Genomic DNA, 15990 nt, shown 5'->3' with positions numbered 1-15990 from the left:
ACCGGGGCGCCGGGGCATCGGGCGGAAAGCGCGCGGCGCGCTCTGTCGGGGTCGCGGTGAGGCTCTCGATCGGGCTCGCGGTGTAGCGCCCTCACAGTTATCCACAGGGCCAGATCGACGATGGAGTTAAGCGCTTACATCTGGAACGATTACTGAGCCATGACTTCTACACCGACACCGCCCTCCGCCGCCTCCTCCGCTCCCTCCACCGAAGGCACTGACGCCACCGGTGCGTTCCGGCCCGCGCGTTACCGCGATTCGAGTCTCTCCGTCGAGGAGCGGCTCACCGACCTCCTGTCGCGCATGACGCTCGAGGAGAAGATCGGGCAGATGATGCAGCTCGACGCGCGCGCCGACCTCGACGAGCTCGTGGGCGTTTCACTCGTCGGCTCGCTGCTGCACGCCTCGCCCGAGCGCAACATTCGCGCGCAGCAGCTCGTCACCCAGACGCGCCTCGGCATCCCCCTTCTCATGGCCGACGACTGCATCCACGGCCACTCGTTCTGGCCCGGCGCCACCATCTTCCCCACGCAGCTCGGCATGGCGGCCACGTGGGACACGGCCCTCGTCGAACAGGGCGCGCGGGCGACGGCCGTCGAGGTCGCCGCGACGGGCCTGCACTGGACCTTCTCCCCCGTGCTGTGCATTTCGCGCGACCTGCGCTGGGGCCGCGTCGACGAAACGTTCGGCGAAGACCCGCACCTCATCGGCGAGCTGGGCGCCGCCATGATCCGCGGCTACCAGGGCGAGGGGCTCACCGACCCCGACGCCGTGCTCGCCACCGCCAAACACTTCGCCGGCTACTCCGAGACGCAGGGCGGGCGCGACGCCAGCGAGGCCGACCTCAGCCGCCGCAAGCTGCGTTCCTGGTTCCTGCCGCCCTTCGAACGCGCCGTCGAGGCGGGCGCCCGCACCTTCATGCTCGGCTACCAGGCCATCGACGGCGTTCCCGTCACGGCCAACGAGTGGTTGCTCAACGACGTCCTCAAAGGCGAGTGGGGTTTCGAGGGAACCCTCGTCACCGACTGGGACAACGTGGGCCGGATGGTCTGGGAACAACACGTCCAGGCCACCTACGAAGACGCCGCCGCCGTGGCCGTGTCCGCCGGCAACGACCTCATCATGGCGACGCCGAAGTTCCGCGACGCCGCGCTCGCAGCCGTGGCCTCTGGCCGCCTGACCGAGGCTCAGATCGACGACGCCGTCACACGCATCCTGCGGCTCAAGTTCGAGCTGGGCCTGTTCGAGAACCCGCGCCTGCCCGACCCCGAGCGCCAGCGCGAAGTCATCGGCAGCGCGCCCCACACCGCCCTCAACCTCGAGATGGCCCGCCGCTCACTTGTGCTGCTGCGCAACAACGGCACGCTGCCACTGCTCGAGACACCGGATGCTGCGCCCTCTGCACCCCGCACGGTCGCCGTCATCGGGCCCAACGCCGACGACCCGCACGCGCAACTCGGCGACTGGGCGGGCGCTTCGGGCCAGGTCGACTGGATGCTCGACGGCCATCCCCGCGAGACCGTCCTCACCGTGCTCGACGGTTTTCGCCGGGCCGTGCCCGAGAGTTGGACGATCACGCACGCGCGCGGCGCCGACATCGGCGATCTGGCCGACGACCCCCGCGGCGTGTTCCCCGACGGGCAGCCGCGGCCCCCGTACTTCCAGGCGGCGAGCTCCGACGAACGCATGATCGCCGAGGCCGTCGAGGCTGCGACATCCGCCGATTGGGCCGTGGTCGTCGTGGGTGACACGGTCGCACTCGCGGGTGAGGGACGCTCGACCGCAACGCTCGAACTGCAGGGCGCCCAGACCGCGTTGCTCGACGCCGTGGTGGCCACGGGAACCCCCACCATCGTGGTGCTCGTGCAGTCGAAACCGTCGGTCCTGCCCGAATCGGCGCTCCATGCCGCCGCGATCGTCGAGGCGTTCAACCCCGGCATGCAGGGCGGGCTGGCCGTGGCCGAACTCGTGCTCGGCCGCATCGAGCCGACGGGGCGCCTGCCCATCACGTTCGCCCGGCACGCGGGGCAGCTGCCCGTCTTCTACAACCAGCTGCGCGGGCAGCACGGCGACCGCTATGCCGACCTGACGCAGGACCCGCTGTTCGCGTTCGGCGAGGGCCTCAGCTATTCGCGCGTCGAGTACAGCGATCTGCGACTCGATGACTCCGAGGTGACGGCGGCCGACACCATCCGCGCCACCGTGACGCTGACGAACGTCGGCGAGCGCCCCTCCACCGAGACCGTGCAGGTCTACGTCACCGACACGGTCACGAGCGTGACATGGGCCGAGCGCGAGCTGAAGGCGTTCCGCCAGGTGACCGTGCCGGCGGAGGCCACGGTCGACGTCTCGCTCCAGCTCCCGGCCTCGGCCTGCTCGCTCGTGGATGCCGCGGGCGACCGTATCGTCGAGCCCGGCGACTTCGAGCTGCTCGTCGGCACCAGCTCGCGGCTCGCCGATCTACAGAGCGCGCCGTTCCGCATCGTCACCGCCGCCTGAGCCCACGGGCCGAAACGCGCACGGGGCGCACGATCGTTGCGCGCGGCATCCACCCGTGCGGTGTTTTGCGCGCCTCGCGAAATAATGCGTCAGAAAGGCCTGTCTAGCGCGACAAATGACGCAAACGAAGCTGAAACGAGCCGGAAACGTAAGGAAACCGGGGCTGAAACGCAGCGCCCCTATTCTGGGGCGGCACCCCCCTTGCACGTCACCCGCACCTCCTCTTTCGACGAACGGAAACCATGGCTAAGAAAAGACCCATCCTCACCGTTGGTGCCATATCGGCAGCAGTGGCGCTTCTCTCGTTCTTCCCCGACCCCGCGGTCGCCGATGCCGAGTCGTCGGCGACTCCCATCGTGCGCCCCACCAACCCGGCCATCAAGATGCCGACCAGCTACCCCTTCCAGCAGCCCGTGCCCCTGGCCGCCGACTTCCCGGCCGATGCATCGACGCAGCGCGGCCTGACCCCCTACGACGAGATCGCACCCAAGATCAACTCGTGGCTCGCACGCAGCAACAAGGTTTCCGCGCAGGTGGTCGGCACAACCGACCTCGGCCGCGACATCCACTTCATCACCCTGACGGCGCCCGAGACGGCCGCCGAAACCGCTCAGCAGAACGCCTGGCGCGACAAGATCAAGAACAACGCCGCCGCGGCCGCCACCGACCAGGCGCTGCAGGACGGCTACAAGATCCCGATCTGGTTCAACGCCAACATCCACGGAAACGAGTGGGAGGGCACCGACGCCAGCATCAAGTACATCGAGGACATGCTGAACGACACCTCGGCCGAAACCGCCGAGCTGCTGCGCACCCACCGCATCTACTTCACGCTGACGAACAACCCCGACGGCCGCGCACTCGGCCAGCGCGCCGTGGCCGCGGGCTTCGACCCCAACCGCGACTTCATCACGGGCGCGACGGTCGAGGCATCGATCACGCGCGACCTGTCGAACATCATCCAGCCGACCAACTTCATCGACATCCACGGCTACACGAACATCCTGCAGGTCGAGCCCTGTGGCCCGCCCCACGGTGAGAACTACGAGTACGACCTGTTCCTGCCGCACGCCTATGACGCCGCGCTCGAAATCGAGAAGGCCGTCGTCGAGGCGAACATCCCGGGCAACACCTACCAGGCCGCGGATGGCAGCGCCACGACCACCAACACGGGCAAGATCCTCATCCCCTACCGCGACATCCGCGCGGGCTGGGACGACTGGCCCCCCATCTTCGCGCCCCAGTACGTGGCGTTCCAGGGCGCCATCACCAACACCGTCGAGCTGCCCCTCGGCCGCGTCAACAACAACGTGCCAGAAGGAACCCGTCGCGGCGAGGTGAACGTCGCCGTGGCCGGTGTCGTCATCGACACGGCCGTCGACTACGTGGTCGAGAACTCGGACGCGCTGCTCGACAACCAGATCGAGATCTTCCGCCGCGGCGACGCCGGCGAACCGCTCCGCACGGTTCCCGCCGACATCGACCCCGCCACGGTTCCCGCCCCGAACGCCTGGGCCGAGATCTGGGACGAGACCGACGTCTACACCGCCCAGCTTCCCCGCGCCTACGTCATCCCCGTCGGCGGCACGCAGCGCTCGGACACTGACGCCAACACGCTGGTCGACCAGCTGCTCGTCAACGGCATCGAGGTGCAGAAGACCACGTCGGCCCTCACGGCCAATGGCACCACCTATCCCGCCGGCTCCTACCTCGTCGACATGCACCAGCCGCTGCGCGGCCTCGCCAACGTGCTGCTCGCCGACGGAACCGACATCTCGGAGCGCGTGCCCGACATGTACGACATCTCCGCGTGGAGCCTCTCGCTCCTGTGGGGTGCCGACGTCGACGCCATCGGCAGCACCACCGACGCCCCGCTCGCCGTCACGGCGACGCCCGTCACCTCGACGCCGCTCAGCTCCGTCGTTCCGGCCACGGCCGCCTACCTCGAGCTCGAGGCCAGCGGTGTGGCATCCATCCAGGCCATCAACGAATTACTGCACGACGGGGTCGCGGTCTCGCGCTTCGACGACGGCACCATGATCCTGAAGCTCGACGAGACCAGCCGTCAGTCGGTCAGCGAGGTCACCGCCAAATACGAGGTCACCTTCGCGGCCTCGGATGGCCAGCGCCTGCGCACCGAGGACAGCACCGGTCTCGGCGCCCAGCGTGTCGGTTACACGGGCACGCAGGACGACCGCGTGACGCTGGAACGCCTCGGCTTCCGCGACCTGGTCCTCGTCAACGCGGCCTCGATCACCTCGGGTGCCACCGACCTGTCGCAGATCGACGTGCTCTGGATCGGCTCGAACCTCGCGTTCAACGCCGACCAGGCCGCCGGAACCGCGGCCGTCAACGCCTACCTCGCGAGCGGTAAGGGTGTCACCGGTCGCGGAACGGCTGCGGCGAACTTCGCCAACACGTTCGGCCTGCTGACCACCACCCCGGTGTCGGGCACGAGCGGTTCCAACGGAATCGTGAGCGTCGAGACGGCCGCAGACGGCGTGCTCAGCGACTTCCCGCAGGACACGGCATTCGTCTCCCCGGCCACCTGGTTCACGGTGCTCGACCCGGCCGCCACGGTCGAACAGACCTACGCCGCCGACCCGTTCGTCTCCGGCCACTGGGCCTCGTCGGCCGGTCGCGCGCAGGAGAACTCGGCACGCCAGGCCGCCGTCGTCTCCAAGACGGCAGCCACCGGATCCCGCGTCCTGCTGTTCGGAACGGTTCCCACCTACCGTGCCCACGTGGTCGGCGGGTCGCAAGACGTCGCCACCTCACTCCTCTGGGCCGGCGTCGCCGGTGCCGAAGTCGAGGTTCCCGCGGCCGTGGTCGTCCCCGAGCCCACGCCCGAGCCCACCCCGGTGCCCGTGCCGAGCGACTCGCCGTCGGCCACGCCGGCACCCGTCGCCCTGCCGACGACGCCCGCTGCGGGCGCCGGCACCCGTCCGGGCGGTCTCGCCAACTCGGGTTCGGACGCGCTGCTGATCGGTGGTCTCGCCGCCGGCCTGCTCGCCCTCGGCGCCGCGACGCTCGGTGCGATGCGCCTGCGCGGTCGCTCGGCGGCTCAGGCTGCTGAGGCACCCCGCTCGGTCGACACGACCGAGTAAGCGGAACCCGTTGTAGCCGATGTGCCCGGTCATTCACGTGACCGGGCACATCGTTCGTTGGGGACGCGGCAGAGCGGCTGACCGGCAGAAGACGTCCGCGAGCAAACATAAGCGCTCGGCTTATATTTTCGAGATATAAGCCCAGCCCTTATCCCTTCGATGAGAGCGCGATCTGCCGCAACATTGCTGCGCTAGGCTCGTCTGCGGTTCACATCCGGGGAGACGAGTGGCAGCGCAGACGACAACCGAACAGACGGCTTCTCTTCCGGCGACGGCGGCACCGCCGCGCGGGCGGGTTCGAGCCGATATCCAGGGGCTGCGCGCCGTGGCCGTCGTGGCCGTCATCGTCAATCACCTGTTGGGATGGCCGAGCGGCGGTTTCGTGGGCGTCGACGTGTTCTTCGTCATCTCCGGCTTCCTCATCACGGGCCTCATTCTGCGCGAACGTGAGCGCACCGGCCGTTTCAGCATCGTCGGCTTCTATGGGCGCCGCATCCGCCGCATCCTGCCCGCCGCCCTCACCGTGCTCATCGCCACGACGGCCGTCGGCTGGTTCGTGTTCAACAAGACGCGCGCTTGGGAGACCATCTGGGATGCCGTCTCGGCCTTCTTCCTGGCCGCCAACTGGCGCTTCGCGGTGACGGGCACCGACTACTTCCAGCAGACCGACGCCGATTCTCCGCTGCAGCACTTCTGGTCGCTGAGCGTCGAGGAGCAGTTCTACCTCGTGTGGCCCGCGTTGCTCCTGCTGCTGTTCGCCATCGGGATGGCGCTCGCCCGCGGCAACCGCGAACGCTCGGGTCGCCGCATCCGCATCGTCGTGATCGTCGCGATGGGCCTGATCTCTGTTGCCTCCTTCGCCTTCGCGATGTGGGAGACGCGAGAGAACGCCGAGATCGCCTACTTCTCCACCTTCACGCGCGTGTGGGAGCTCGGCGTCGGCGCCGTGCTGGCCGCGGCCGCACCCCTCTTCCTGCGGCTGCCCGTCGCCCTGCGTTTCGTGCTCGGTTGGGCCGGTCTCGCGGGCATCGTCGCCTCGTTCTTCGTGATCGATGCCTCGAAGCCGTTCCCCGGGCCGTGGGCCGCGCTGCCCGTCGTCGCGACGGCCGTGGTGTTGCTGGCCGGCATCGGCGGGCCGCAGCGTTACCTCTTCCCCATCAGCAACCCCGTCACCACGTTCCTCGGCAACATCTCGTACTCGCTCTACCTGTGGCACTTCCCCGTGATCGTGTTCGTGCCGCTGTTCCTCGTCGAGGCCACGCTCGAGCGCACGCTCATCACCGCGGGCCTCATCTTCGTCATCTCGGTGTTGGCCTACCTGCTGATCGAGCAGCCGCTGCACCACTCCCCGTGGTTGCGGTCGTTCTCCGATGCCGGGGTGACGGATGCCGGGGTGACGGATGCCGAAGCCCGACGCGTCGCCCGCGCAACCGCCCGCAGCGAGGCGTGGGCGCGTTGGCAGGAGAAGTTCGGCTCTCAGTTCATCCTCTCGACCCTGGCCCTGCTCGTGGTCGTCACGGTCGTCATCATCGCCGCCGGTTTCTCATCGCGCGGCCAGGCCCCGCAGGCCGCCCCCGAAGCCTCGCAGCAGAACGCCGCAAACCCGCTCGACCAGGCGCGCGCCGACCTGAGCGCCGCGCTCTCGGCCACGGCCTGGCCCGACAACCTGTCGCCCTCGCTCGACGACGCCCTGCGCACCACCTCGAACGACAACCCGGCCCGGGGATGCTTCGAGCCCGGTTCGACGCCCGACTTCGGTGGCTGCACCTGGGGTTCGGGCGACGCCCCCCACCACATGTATGTCGTGGGCGACTCGATCGCGCTCACCTACGCCCCCGCGTTCCGCCAGATCGCCGACAACAGCGACGGGCAGTGGAAGATCACGACCATCGGCCTCTACGGCTGCCGCTTCACCGACGTGCTCGTGCAGAACGACGGCGACGGCGTCATGGACAGCTGCACGCAGCGCAAACAGGACATTGCCGACCGCATCGCGAGCGATCAGCCGCAGCTCGTCGTCGTGGCCAACGCCTTCGCGCTCGGGCAGTCGTCAGACGGGCGCGCGCTGTCGACCACCGACATGGTCAGCTCGACGGCATCGCTCGCCTCACGATTCAACAGCGCCGGCAAGATCGTCTACCTCGCGCCGCCGCCCCTCGGAGCCGACCTCGACGCATGCTACTCGCAGGTGTCGAACCCGGGCGATTGCGTGGTCGACATCGACCCCGCGTGGCAGGACTTCTCGGCGGCCACGCAGGCACAGGCTCAAGCATCCGGCGATCACTACATCGACGCGCTGGCTGTGAACTGCGTGGATGGCCGATGCCCCGCGTTCGCCGCGACGTGGCCGACGAAGTACGACACCGTGCACCTGACGACCGCGTATTCGGAGCACATCGCCCCGGCCATCCGACGCCTGTTCGCCGATCAGGGGCTGATGTAGCGCAGGGGCCGGATGTCGGTGCCGCACGATAGCCTCGACGCAGCTCGGATCGCCGAGAAGCAGGCCCCGCCGGCCCGTCAGAAGTGAAGTGCCATGCCCCCGAAGAAGAAGTCCTCGCTCACGCCGCAAATCCCGACCCTCCGACTCGTCGGGCTCGAAGACGGCGACACGGGTCTGCTCGATGCCCACGAGAACGTCGACGGCCTGCGCTTCGTGGGGGCCGACGTTTCGGGGCAGGACCTCAGCGGGCTGACCGTCACCGAGTGCGCGTTCGAAGACCTCGACGCGCACGACGTGCTGCTGCGCGGGGCCGGTTTCGTCGAGACCACCATCGAGCGGCTCAACGCGCCCATCATCGCCGCGCCGCGGTCGCGGTTCCGCGAGGTGTCGATCGACCAGTCGCGCATCGGCTCGGCCGAGTTCTATGAGTCCAATTGGCGGTCGGTGCACATCACCGGGTCGAAGCTCGGGTTCGTCAACCTGCGCGGGGCCGTGCTGCAAGACGTCCAGTTCACGAACTGCTCCATCGACGAGCTCGACCTGGGCGGCGCCACCGTCAACCGGCTCGCCTTCGTCGACTGCACGCTCAACAGCCTCGACGTCACGCGCGCCACGCTGCAGAACGTCGACCTGCGCACGCTCGACCTGCGCCGCATCTCGGGGCTCGAGGGCCTGAAGGGTGCCACCATGTCGTCGATGCAGGTCTCCGAACTCGCCTCGCTGTTCGCCGAGCACCTGGGCATCGTCGTCGACGGCTGACAGTCGTTTCGGCGGCCGTGCGCGCCTCACAGTTTGCGGCCAGGGCGGTGGCGAGACTACTGCTCGACCGGGCTGACCAGCTGGATGAGGTTGCCACACGTGTCGTCGAGCACGGCCGTCGTGACGGGACCGGCCGGGACGGGCGGCTGCACGAACGTGACGCCCTGCGCCGTGAGCTCGCGGAACGCCGCATCCACATCGTCGACCATGAACGACGTCGCGGGGATGCCATCAGCCACGAGCGCCTTCTTGTAGGCCTGGGCGGCGGGGTGCACGTCGGGTTCGAGCAGCAGCTCGACACCGTCGGGCTCGCCCGGCCCCACGACGGTCAGCCAGCGGTATTCGCCGACGGGGACATCCGTCTTGACGACGAAGCCGAGCGTGTCGGTGTAGAACCGCAGGGCCTTCGCCTGGTCGTCGACGAACAGGCTGGTGACGTGGATGCGTGGCTGCATGGTCTCTCCTCGATCGGATGCCGCAGCCGGCGCGTGCTGGCCTGCGCTCATTCCTCCGATGGTCCCGCGCGACGCGGCACCCGTCAAGAGTGCGCATTCCGGCATCCAATTTGTTATTCATACGTATTTACTAGAGAATCTAACTACTAGATGGGTTGAATGATTGGACGTGGTATCAATGGGCACACTTCTGTACGGAACCGACGGCGCGAAGATCGATTTCGAGGACCGCATGCTGGCGCATCTGCAGCTGGCCATCATCACGAAGTTGCGCCGTGGAGAACCGCATGTCCTGTCCTGGGAAACCCCGGCCTATGCCGGCAGCGGTCGCTCCACGATCTGGATCCACCCCGCCATCCCCCTATTCTTCAAGTACTCGGGCAGCAAAAAGGTGCCGATCAACCGCGCCTGGGTCGAAGACCTCCTGTCGAGCGCGAACAGCACGAACGGCCTGCAGGCGCTGCCCGAACCGGCGCCCGTCAGCCGCGCAGCATAGGCGGAACCCGCCCGGCTCCACCCACTGCTCGGTTTCGAGCCGTGACATGACACCGATCACAAAGGCACACCCATGGCGGTTACCCGAACGCGCGGCCCCCTGAACCGCGATCAGTCGAATGCCGAGATCATGCGCGCACTGCTGCTGTGCCGCAACACCGACATCGCGATGCGCCGACACATCCGCGCCGAAACAGGCATGGGTGACACCGACATCCTCGCCGTCGACTATCTGCGCGACCAGCACAGCCAGCACCAGCCCGTGGGCCCGAAGCAGCTCGCCTCGCACTTGGGGTTGTCCTCCCCGAGCACGACCGTGCTCCTCGACCGACTCGAGAAGCTCGGCTCGGTCGAACGCATGCCGCACCCCACTGACCGACGCGCCCTCACGATCGAGGCTCGCGACATCGCCCCCTCGGCCACTCCGAGCCGCGAGGCTGCCGAGGTGCGCATCCAACGACTCATCGAGCAACTCTCGGCCGATGACGCCGCCGTCGTCCTCACGTTCCTCACCTCCCTCGTCGACGCGGCCCAGCCCGACGCCGACTGACCGGCCGGCCGGCCGTGCCCGATGCCCGGGCACCTCGAATGCGCGGGCCGGGCGGATGATTCACGCGCCGTTCTTGACGGCGGGTTCCGGCTCTGCGAGCGTGGCCTCAACACCGCGAACGAAGGAGTCACGATGAAGTTTCTTCTCTCTGTCATCGACACGGCAACCCGCACGGGAACCGACGAGGAAATGGCCGCCGTCGGCGCCCTCAACGACGAGCTGGTAGCGGCGGGACAGCTGATCGCCGCCGAAGGCCTCGCCCATCCCGACGACTCCGTCGTGATCGATGCGCGCGGCGACGACATCTCGCTGACCGCGGGGCCCTTCGCCACCGGGCGCGAGTACCTCTCCGGTTTCTGGCTCATCGAAGCCCCGAGCCCCGAGGTAGCGCGCGACATCGCCACTCGCGCCTCACGGGCGTGCGCGCGGCGGGTCGAGCTGCGCGCCACGCTGGGCTGACGCGATCGGCCGGGCCGCGCACTGTCTGGGCTCATAGCTTTCCGATGAGCTGCGACTCGCAACCCCTCACCGACCGCCACGTCTCGTCACGTCACGTCTCGTACGCTCGAGTGCATGGACGCACAGATCCGAGACGCCTATTCGCGCCGAGCCGATGAATACGTCGAGCACCTGGGGTCGATGGCGAGCGTTCATCCCTCGGACGCTCAGCTCGTCTCGGCGTGGGCGCTCGAGCAAGACGGGCCACTCATCGATGCCGGTTGCGGCCCGGGCCACTGGACCGCCTTCCTCGCCGAACGAGTTGGCGACGTGCGCGGGGTGGATGTCGTGCCACGCTTCGTCGAGCATGCGCGCGAGACCTATCCCGAGCAGACGTTCGAGACCGAGAGCGTGGATGACCTGAGCGCGGCTCCGGCGTCGGTCGGAGGCATCCTGTCCTGGTACTCACTTATTCACCATGAGCCCAGCTCGATTCAGGTGCCGTTGCGAGAGTTTGCGCGCGTCCTGCGACCCGGGGGCGGACTGCTGCTCGGGTTCTTCACCGGGCCGTCGGTTGAGCGCTTCGATCACGCCGTCATCGGCGCCTACTTCTGGCCCGTCGAAGCTTTGAGCGCAGAGGTGCAGGAAGCCGGCTTCGACATCGTCGAGACACACACCCGCACGGGTCAGGGCTATCGGCCGCACGGCGCGATCCTCGCGCGCCGTCGGACTGACGCCTGAGAACAGCGAACGGCGAACGTCGACTTTTCTTGAATTCAGCGGGAGAGGTCTTCGAGACCGCGCGACCAGGCGACTTCGCGGTCGAGCTGCCCGGTCTCGGTGAAGAGCCGCACCTGGTGCGTCTGCGACAAAACCGTCGCGAGCTCGGCCCGGTCGGCGGGCTCGAAGCCGAGCTTCTGCCAGAACGGGCCCGATCGCCGCGAAAACAGCCAGGCCCGTCGCGCGCCCGAGCGAGCAGCATCGTCGAGCGCGAACCGCGCCAACCGCGAACCAGCCCCGGCCGCCCGACGGCCCGGCGCCACGGCCACGCTGCGAATCAGGGCATGGGCGCCATCGCCGCTCAGTTCGTACCCCGTACTGCCGACGATCGCACCATCCGGCGCGCGCTCCGTCCACAGTTTCACGGTTGGCGCATCGAGCCCCGACAGAGTCAGATCGACCTCGCCGAGGAAGGTCCGCAGCCCCTCGATCTCATCCGCCGTCACCCGCTCGAGCATCTCCCCAGTCTCGCATCCTGGTAAACGCTGCTGAATCCGAGATGTACATGGCAAGTTCATCTCCCATCCGACGAGCCACCATTGCGCCGATATACGGTGCCGCTTATGGGATTCGCAGAGATAGACGTGACGCAGCCGTCTCGGCGAAGCCTGTTCGTGCATGCAGTGCTCGCCGGCATCACTCTCGTGGGCTCGCTGATTTCGACCCCGATGTTGATCGTGCGGGCCGTCGAGTTCGCGAGTGACGGTCGAAACCCGGGCGGCGCGATCTTCTTCGCCTGCGCCATCGCTGCCCTGGGCGTCTTTGGCGCCGCACGGCTTTACAGCGTCGCATCGGGCCGCTACGGAAAAAACCCTGACTGACGTCTGACTGAGCGTGCGACGCGGATGTAAAGCGCCATGTAGATCGCCGTGGTGACGAACGCGCTTGCGATGAGCGCCACCGTCGCCCAGAGGAACGGATAGACGGCGGCGGCGGCGGCAACGACAATGGCGATCACGATGTGGGCGACCATTACGAGAACGCAGCCGACAAGAATCCACCCGCGGCGAGAGTACAGATAGCGCTCGCGAAGCACGGAGAACCGAGCCATCCTGGGCAGCAGGACGAACGGTAGCGCTAGAGCAATGATCACGCTCAAGACCGCGCCAATCGCCGCCATCACCGCGAAGGTCGTTGCGCCCATGCACTCAATCTATGGGAGCCGCGGCGAGCCGCGGGTGAAGCTCTCGCGACGATCTCGTTGCTTTCCTGCGCGCATTCTGGTTACCATGCGTAAGTTACTAATAGTAAGTTTGTGGGAGCGCGAGGAGCGGCGATGGAACGAGATGTGGCGACGGAGCCCCGTCAGCGGATGTCGAAGAGTGAGCGGCACCGGCAGTTGCTCGATACGGCTCGCGAGCTGATTCGGGATGAGGGGACCGACACGTTCACGCTGGGTCGGCTGGCCGAGCGGGCCCGGGTGACGAAGCCGCTGGTCTACGACCACTTCGGGGACCGGGCCGGAGTTCTGGCGGAGCTTTACCGTGAATTCGAGTCGCGACAGCGCGAGACGCTCGAGGAGGCGCTGCGCGGTTCGGCGCCCGACCTGGCCGCCGTGTCGAAGCTCGTCGCAGGGGCATACATCGACTGCTGCCTGGCCGAAGGTCGTGAGCTCGCCGACGTCGTCGCAGCCCTGGCCGGCTCGGCGACGCTTGCCCAGGTGCGGCAGGAGGCGGAGGACGAGTACCTCTCGATGTGTCGAACAGCGCTCGAACCACTTAGCGGCCCCCTGGATACGGCCAGCCTTGCAGCCATCGTCGGCGCGGGTGACGCGCTGGCCCGCCGCGCGCTCGACGGATCGATCGACGCCGACCGCGCTCGCGCAACGCTCACACAGCTCGTCGCGGCCCTCTGCCGCGAAAACACACAGGACGCAAGGACGACCGAACGATGACGATCTCTCACACACCCACGCCCGGCTCGGCGCTGTGGCTCTACGCCCACCCACGCCCGGATTCGTTCAACGGGCAGCTTTTTCGCGCGGGGACTCGAGCGCTGTCGGAGCACTACAGCGTGACGACATCCGACCTGTATGCGCAGGGGTTCGACCCCGTTCTCGGCAATGGCGACCTCGGCGACCTCCGGGAGGAATCCGGCAACATCGGCGCGCTCGCCGGGGAGGCCTTCGCCCGCGGACAAGTGCCGGCTGACGTTCGCGAAGAACAAACCAAGCTCGCGGATGCCGAGTTGCTCGTGATCCAGTTTCCGCTGTGGTGGTACGGCACGCCCGCGATTCTGAAGGGGTGGTTCGACCGCGTGCTGACAGCCGGGTTCGCCTACGGTGACCTCGATCCCGAACTCGGAGTGCCGCGACGCTACGGCGACGGCGGCCTCGCGGGTCGCCAGGCGCTCATCGTCGTGACGGCGGGCGAGGATGAACGCTCGATCGGCGAGCGTGGCATCAGCGGGGACCTCGACTCTCTGCTCTTCCCGCTCACGCACGGCACGCTCTGGTACGTGGGGATCGAAGCGCTCGAGCTGCACGTCATCCACGATGCCGACAGCCTCGATGAGGCCGGGGTCGAGCGAGAGATCGCGCGCCTCAAGGAGCGGATCGACCGGCTCAAGACCGAGACGGGACGCCCTTACCGCCGACTCAAGGACGGCGACTATGCCGGAACGCGGGCGCTGGCTCCCGAGATTCTCCCCGGCCGCACCGACTTGGCCATCCACGTCGCCGACTCCGAATAGGCGAAGCGGGGCTCGACTCAGCCCGGCTCGACGCGGGCAGATCGGCGGCGCGCGACACAGAAGCCGACTAGGCCCGGTGGCGCCACTCGTCGAGGAACGACTCCACGGTGTGGGTGTCGAGATCGGCGCGGACCAGGGCGATGAGATGGTCGGCCTCCTCGACATCCAACCCGCCCATGCGGAGGACGTCGCGGCCCGTGTCGGCGCGACGCACCACGATATCGGTGCCCTTCCACGTCGCGCCCGAGCCGTCTCCGAAGAAAAAGCCACCGACGAGCGAGGGTAGCCACCGCAGGAACACCAGGACCTTCGGGCGACTGGTGGGGACGAGTTCGGCGGCGAGGGCGGTCGAGGCAGGCATCTCCGTCATGCACACATCCTGCCAGGCCTCACCGGAGCAGGGCGGCGAGCGCCACGTCCAGGCGCGCCCGAACAGCATCTTCGGACTCGGGGTCATAGAGCAGCTGCGCCGCCAGGCCCTGCGCCACCGCGAGGACCGCCCAGGCCGTGACATCGGGATCGACGTGGGCCCCGACCTCCCCCTCGGAACGAGCCCGCGCCACGAGCGACGCGAGCAGGGAACGCAGGTGCGCGTCGCTCGACGCGATCGCCGACGCAAGATCGGGGTCGTCGAGGGCGTGCTGCGCGAAGGCGTCTCCCTGACGTTGCGCCGCCCGCCGTTCATCATCGAGCGGAAGGATGCGGAGGAGAAGCTCGACGAACCACTCCCGCACCGTCGGCCGACCCGGTTCACCGTCGGGAAGCGGCACCGAACGCTCGCGCAACCGGCCGAACGCGGCCGCGAGCATGCGCTCCTTCGACGGAAAAGCCTTCTGCACCGACCCGAGCGAACACTGAGCACGAGCGGCTACGGCGCGGAACGACAGACCCGGCAGGCCGGCGTCGGCGATGACCGCCAGGGCTGCGTCAGCGAGCTCCGTCTGGCGCGCGGTCAATTCCATGCTCCCCAGAGTACGGGGCGACACCCGAGCTCCCGTCGCCGACCCCGGTGCGCATCACGGGCCGCCACAGAAGTCCCGCATACGCGAGCATGATCAGGCAGGCGAGAGCGAGACCCACGGATGCCGCGGCGCCCTGTTCGTTGCCGGATGACAGGTTCACGACATCCCACGCCGCGTGCCAGACGATCGCGGGCCACAGGCTGCCGGTGAGCACCGCCAATTGGGCGGCGACGAGGCCGAAGAGCGCCGCGAACGCGAGCTGCAGAAGGGCTGCGCCGAGATCGACACCCGCAGCCAGGTTGGCCAGATGCAGCACCCCGAAGAGCAGCGCGCTTCCCACGATGGCCGCGCGCGTGCCGATGGAGCGCAGAACCGCGAGCACGATTCCGCGAAACCACAGCTCCTCGTTGACGGCAACGGCGAGAGACATGATCGCGAAAGCTCCGAGGAGAGAGGGGGGCGCGCCGACACCCTGCGTGGCCAGAGCGATCACGACCGTGAGGAGAGCGGGAACGAACCACAGGGCGTCGCGCGCTCGAGCGGGAGCCCGGAACCCGAACAGCGGCAGCGAGACGCGAGACCGCCGCACGACGAGCAGCCCCACGACCGCCGACAGTGCCGCGCCCGCCGCGATGACCAGAGAGGCGGGCCCATCCCCGAGTCCCCCGACCTGGCCCACGGCCGAGGCCACGGCGGTGAAGACGACGGGCACGAAGGCCCAGCCCGTCGCACGCACCAATGGATGGCGAACCCTCCAGACGGCGTGATCGCGCGGCGAGTGGTCGATCGAACGAACTGTCATCATTCCTCC

The 15990-nt window shown here is 68.2% G+C and carries 17 protein-coding genes; 11 read left to right on the top strand and 6 right to left on the bottom strand.

The features are described from left to right. Window positions 1–159 precede the first annotated feature (159 nt). The 4 genes from ACUWEX_RS03200 (at window position 160) to ACUWEX_RS03185 (ending at window position 8808) form a co-directional block, all read left to right on the top strand. Complete coding sequence (locus tag ACUWEX_RS03200) at window positions 160–2499, top strand: exo-beta-d-1,3/1,6-glucosidase (RefSeq protein WP_445997099.1); 2340 nt, start codon at window positions 160–162, stop codon at window positions 2497–2499. Between the two features lie 242 nt (window positions 2500–2741). Further along, entirely contained in the window at window positions 2742–5606 is a 2865-nt protein-coding gene (locus ACUWEX_RS03195; RefSeq protein WP_445997098.1) for a M14 family zinc carboxypeptidase, read from the top strand. A 226-nt stretch (window positions 5607–5832) separates the two neighbouring features. After that, window positions 5833–8049, top strand: a complete 2217-nt coding sequence (locus ACUWEX_RS03190) for an acyltransferase family protein (RefSeq protein WP_079726823.1) — start codon at window positions 5833–5835, stop codon at window positions 8047–8049. 93 nt (window positions 8050–8142) lie between these two features. Then, window positions 8143–8808 carry a pentapeptide repeat-containing protein gene (locus ACUWEX_RS03185; RefSeq protein WP_079726822.1) on the top strand — a complete coding sequence of 222 codons (666 nt, stop codon included), beginning with the start codon at window positions 8143–8145 and terminating at the stop codon, window positions 8806–8808. Between the two features lie 56 nt (window positions 8809–8864). Here the strand turns inward: ACUWEX_RS03185 and ACUWEX_RS03180 are convergent, their stop codons facing one another. Continuing rightward, window positions 8865–9263: a VOC family protein gene (locus ACUWEX_RS03180; protein ID WP_445997596.1), complete on the bottom strand. Its 399-nt coding sequence runs from the start codon at window positions 9261–9263 to the stop codon at window positions 8865–8867. A gap of 178 nt (window positions 9264–9441) precedes the next feature. Here ACUWEX_RS03180 and ACUWEX_RS03175 point away from each other — a divergent pair, with 178 nt between their 5' ends. The 4 genes from ACUWEX_RS03175 (at window position 9442) to ACUWEX_RS03160 (ending at window position 11487) form a co-directional block, all read left to right on the top strand. Then, on the top strand, window positions 9442–9759 hold the full coding sequence (locus tag ACUWEX_RS03175; RefSeq protein ID WP_079726820.1) for a DUF7882 family protein: 318 nt from the start codon (window positions 9442–9444) through the stop codon (window positions 9757–9759). A gap of 72 nt (window positions 9760–9831) precedes the next feature. Continuing rightward, window positions 9832–10308 carry a MarR family transcriptional regulator gene (locus ACUWEX_RS03170; protein WP_079726819.1) on the top strand — a complete coding sequence of 159 codons (477 nt, stop codon included), beginning with the start codon at window positions 9832–9834 and terminating at the stop codon, window positions 10306–10308. Window positions 10309–10440: 132 nt separating this feature from the next. Next, the gene (locus ACUWEX_RS03165) at window positions 10441–10767 is read left to right on the top strand and encodes a YciI family protein (RefSeq protein WP_159449480.1); all 327 of its coding nucleotides are present in this window, start codon (window positions 10441–10443) and stop codon (window positions 10765–10767) included. 114 nt (window positions 10768–10881) lie between these two features. Continuing rightward, entirely contained in the window at window positions 10882–11487 is a 606-nt protein-coding gene (locus tag ACUWEX_RS03160) for a class I SAM-dependent methyltransferase (RefSeq protein WP_079726817.1), read from the top strand. A gap of 35 nt (window positions 11488–11522) precedes the next feature. On the opposite strand, the gene ACUWEX_RS03155 is transcribed toward ACUWEX_RS03160, so the two are convergent. Next, window positions 11523–11984 (bottom strand): GNAT family N-acetyltransferase, encoded by a 462-nt coding sequence (locus tag ACUWEX_RS03155; protein ID WP_445997097.1) that lies wholly within the window; start codon window positions 11982–11984, stop codon window positions 11523–11525. A 105-nt stretch (window positions 11985–12089) separates the two neighbouring features. Between ACUWEX_RS03155 and ACUWEX_RS03150 the strand changes: the two genes are divergently transcribed. Continuing rightward, window positions 12090–12347: a hypothetical protein gene (locus tag ACUWEX_RS03150; RefSeq protein WP_079726815.1), complete on the top strand. Its 258-nt coding sequence runs from the start codon at window positions 12090–12092 to the stop codon at window positions 12345–12347. On the opposite strand, the gene ACUWEX_RS03145 is transcribed toward ACUWEX_RS03150, so the two are convergent. Further along, on the bottom strand, window positions 12326–12670 hold the full coding sequence (locus ACUWEX_RS03145) for a hypothetical protein (protein ID WP_079726814.1): 345 nt from the start codon (window positions 12668–12670) through the stop codon (window positions 12326–12328). The two genes, ACUWEX_RS03150 and ACUWEX_RS03145, sit on opposite strands and share 22 nt — an antisense overlap. A gap of 132 nt (window positions 12671–12802) precedes the next feature. Here ACUWEX_RS03145 and ACUWEX_RS03140 point away from each other — a divergent pair, with 132 nt between their 5' ends. After that, the gene (locus ACUWEX_RS03140) at window positions 12803–13420 is read left to right on the top strand and encodes a TetR/AcrR family transcriptional regulator (protein WP_200811475.1); all 618 of its coding nucleotides are present in this window, start codon (window positions 12803–12805) and stop codon (window positions 13418–13420) included. Next, window positions 13417–14217 carry an NAD(P)H-dependent oxidoreductase gene (locus tag ACUWEX_RS03135; RefSeq protein ID WP_445997096.1) on the top strand — a complete coding sequence of 267 codons (801 nt, stop codon included), beginning with the start codon at window positions 13417–13419 and terminating at the stop codon, window positions 14215–14217. Before ACUWEX_RS03140 ends, ACUWEX_RS03135 begins: the two co-directional genes overlap by 4 nt. A 67-nt stretch (window positions 14218–14284) precedes the next feature. Here the strand turns inward: ACUWEX_RS03135 and ACUWEX_RS03130 are convergent, their stop codons facing one another. The 3 genes from ACUWEX_RS03130 to ACUWEX_RS03120 are packed head-to-tail and all read right to left on the bottom strand — an operon-like array spanning window position 14285 to window position 15984. Then, window positions 14285–14587: a hypothetical protein gene (locus ACUWEX_RS03130; RefSeq protein ID WP_445997095.1), complete on the bottom strand. Its 303-nt coding sequence runs from the start codon at window positions 14585–14587 to the stop codon at window positions 14285–14287. Between the two features lie 19 nt (window positions 14588–14606). Further along, window positions 14607–15179, bottom strand: a complete 573-nt coding sequence (locus tag ACUWEX_RS03125; RefSeq protein WP_445997094.1) for a TetR/AcrR family transcriptional regulator — start codon at window positions 15177–15179, stop codon at window positions 14607–14609. After that, complete coding sequence (locus ACUWEX_RS03120; RefSeq protein WP_445997093.1) at window positions 15145–15984, bottom strand: CPBP family intramembrane glutamic endopeptidase; 840 nt, start codon at window positions 15982–15984, stop codon at window positions 15145–15147. Before ACUWEX_RS03120 ends, ACUWEX_RS03125 begins: the two co-directional genes overlap by 35 nt. Between the last annotated feature and the right edge of the window lie 6 nt (window positions 15985–15990).

Source organism: Okibacterium fritillariae (assembly GCF_052783725.1).
The sequence above is the reverse complement of the archived record's forward strand: the minus strand, read 5'-3'. Positions and strand labels throughout refer to the sequence as shown.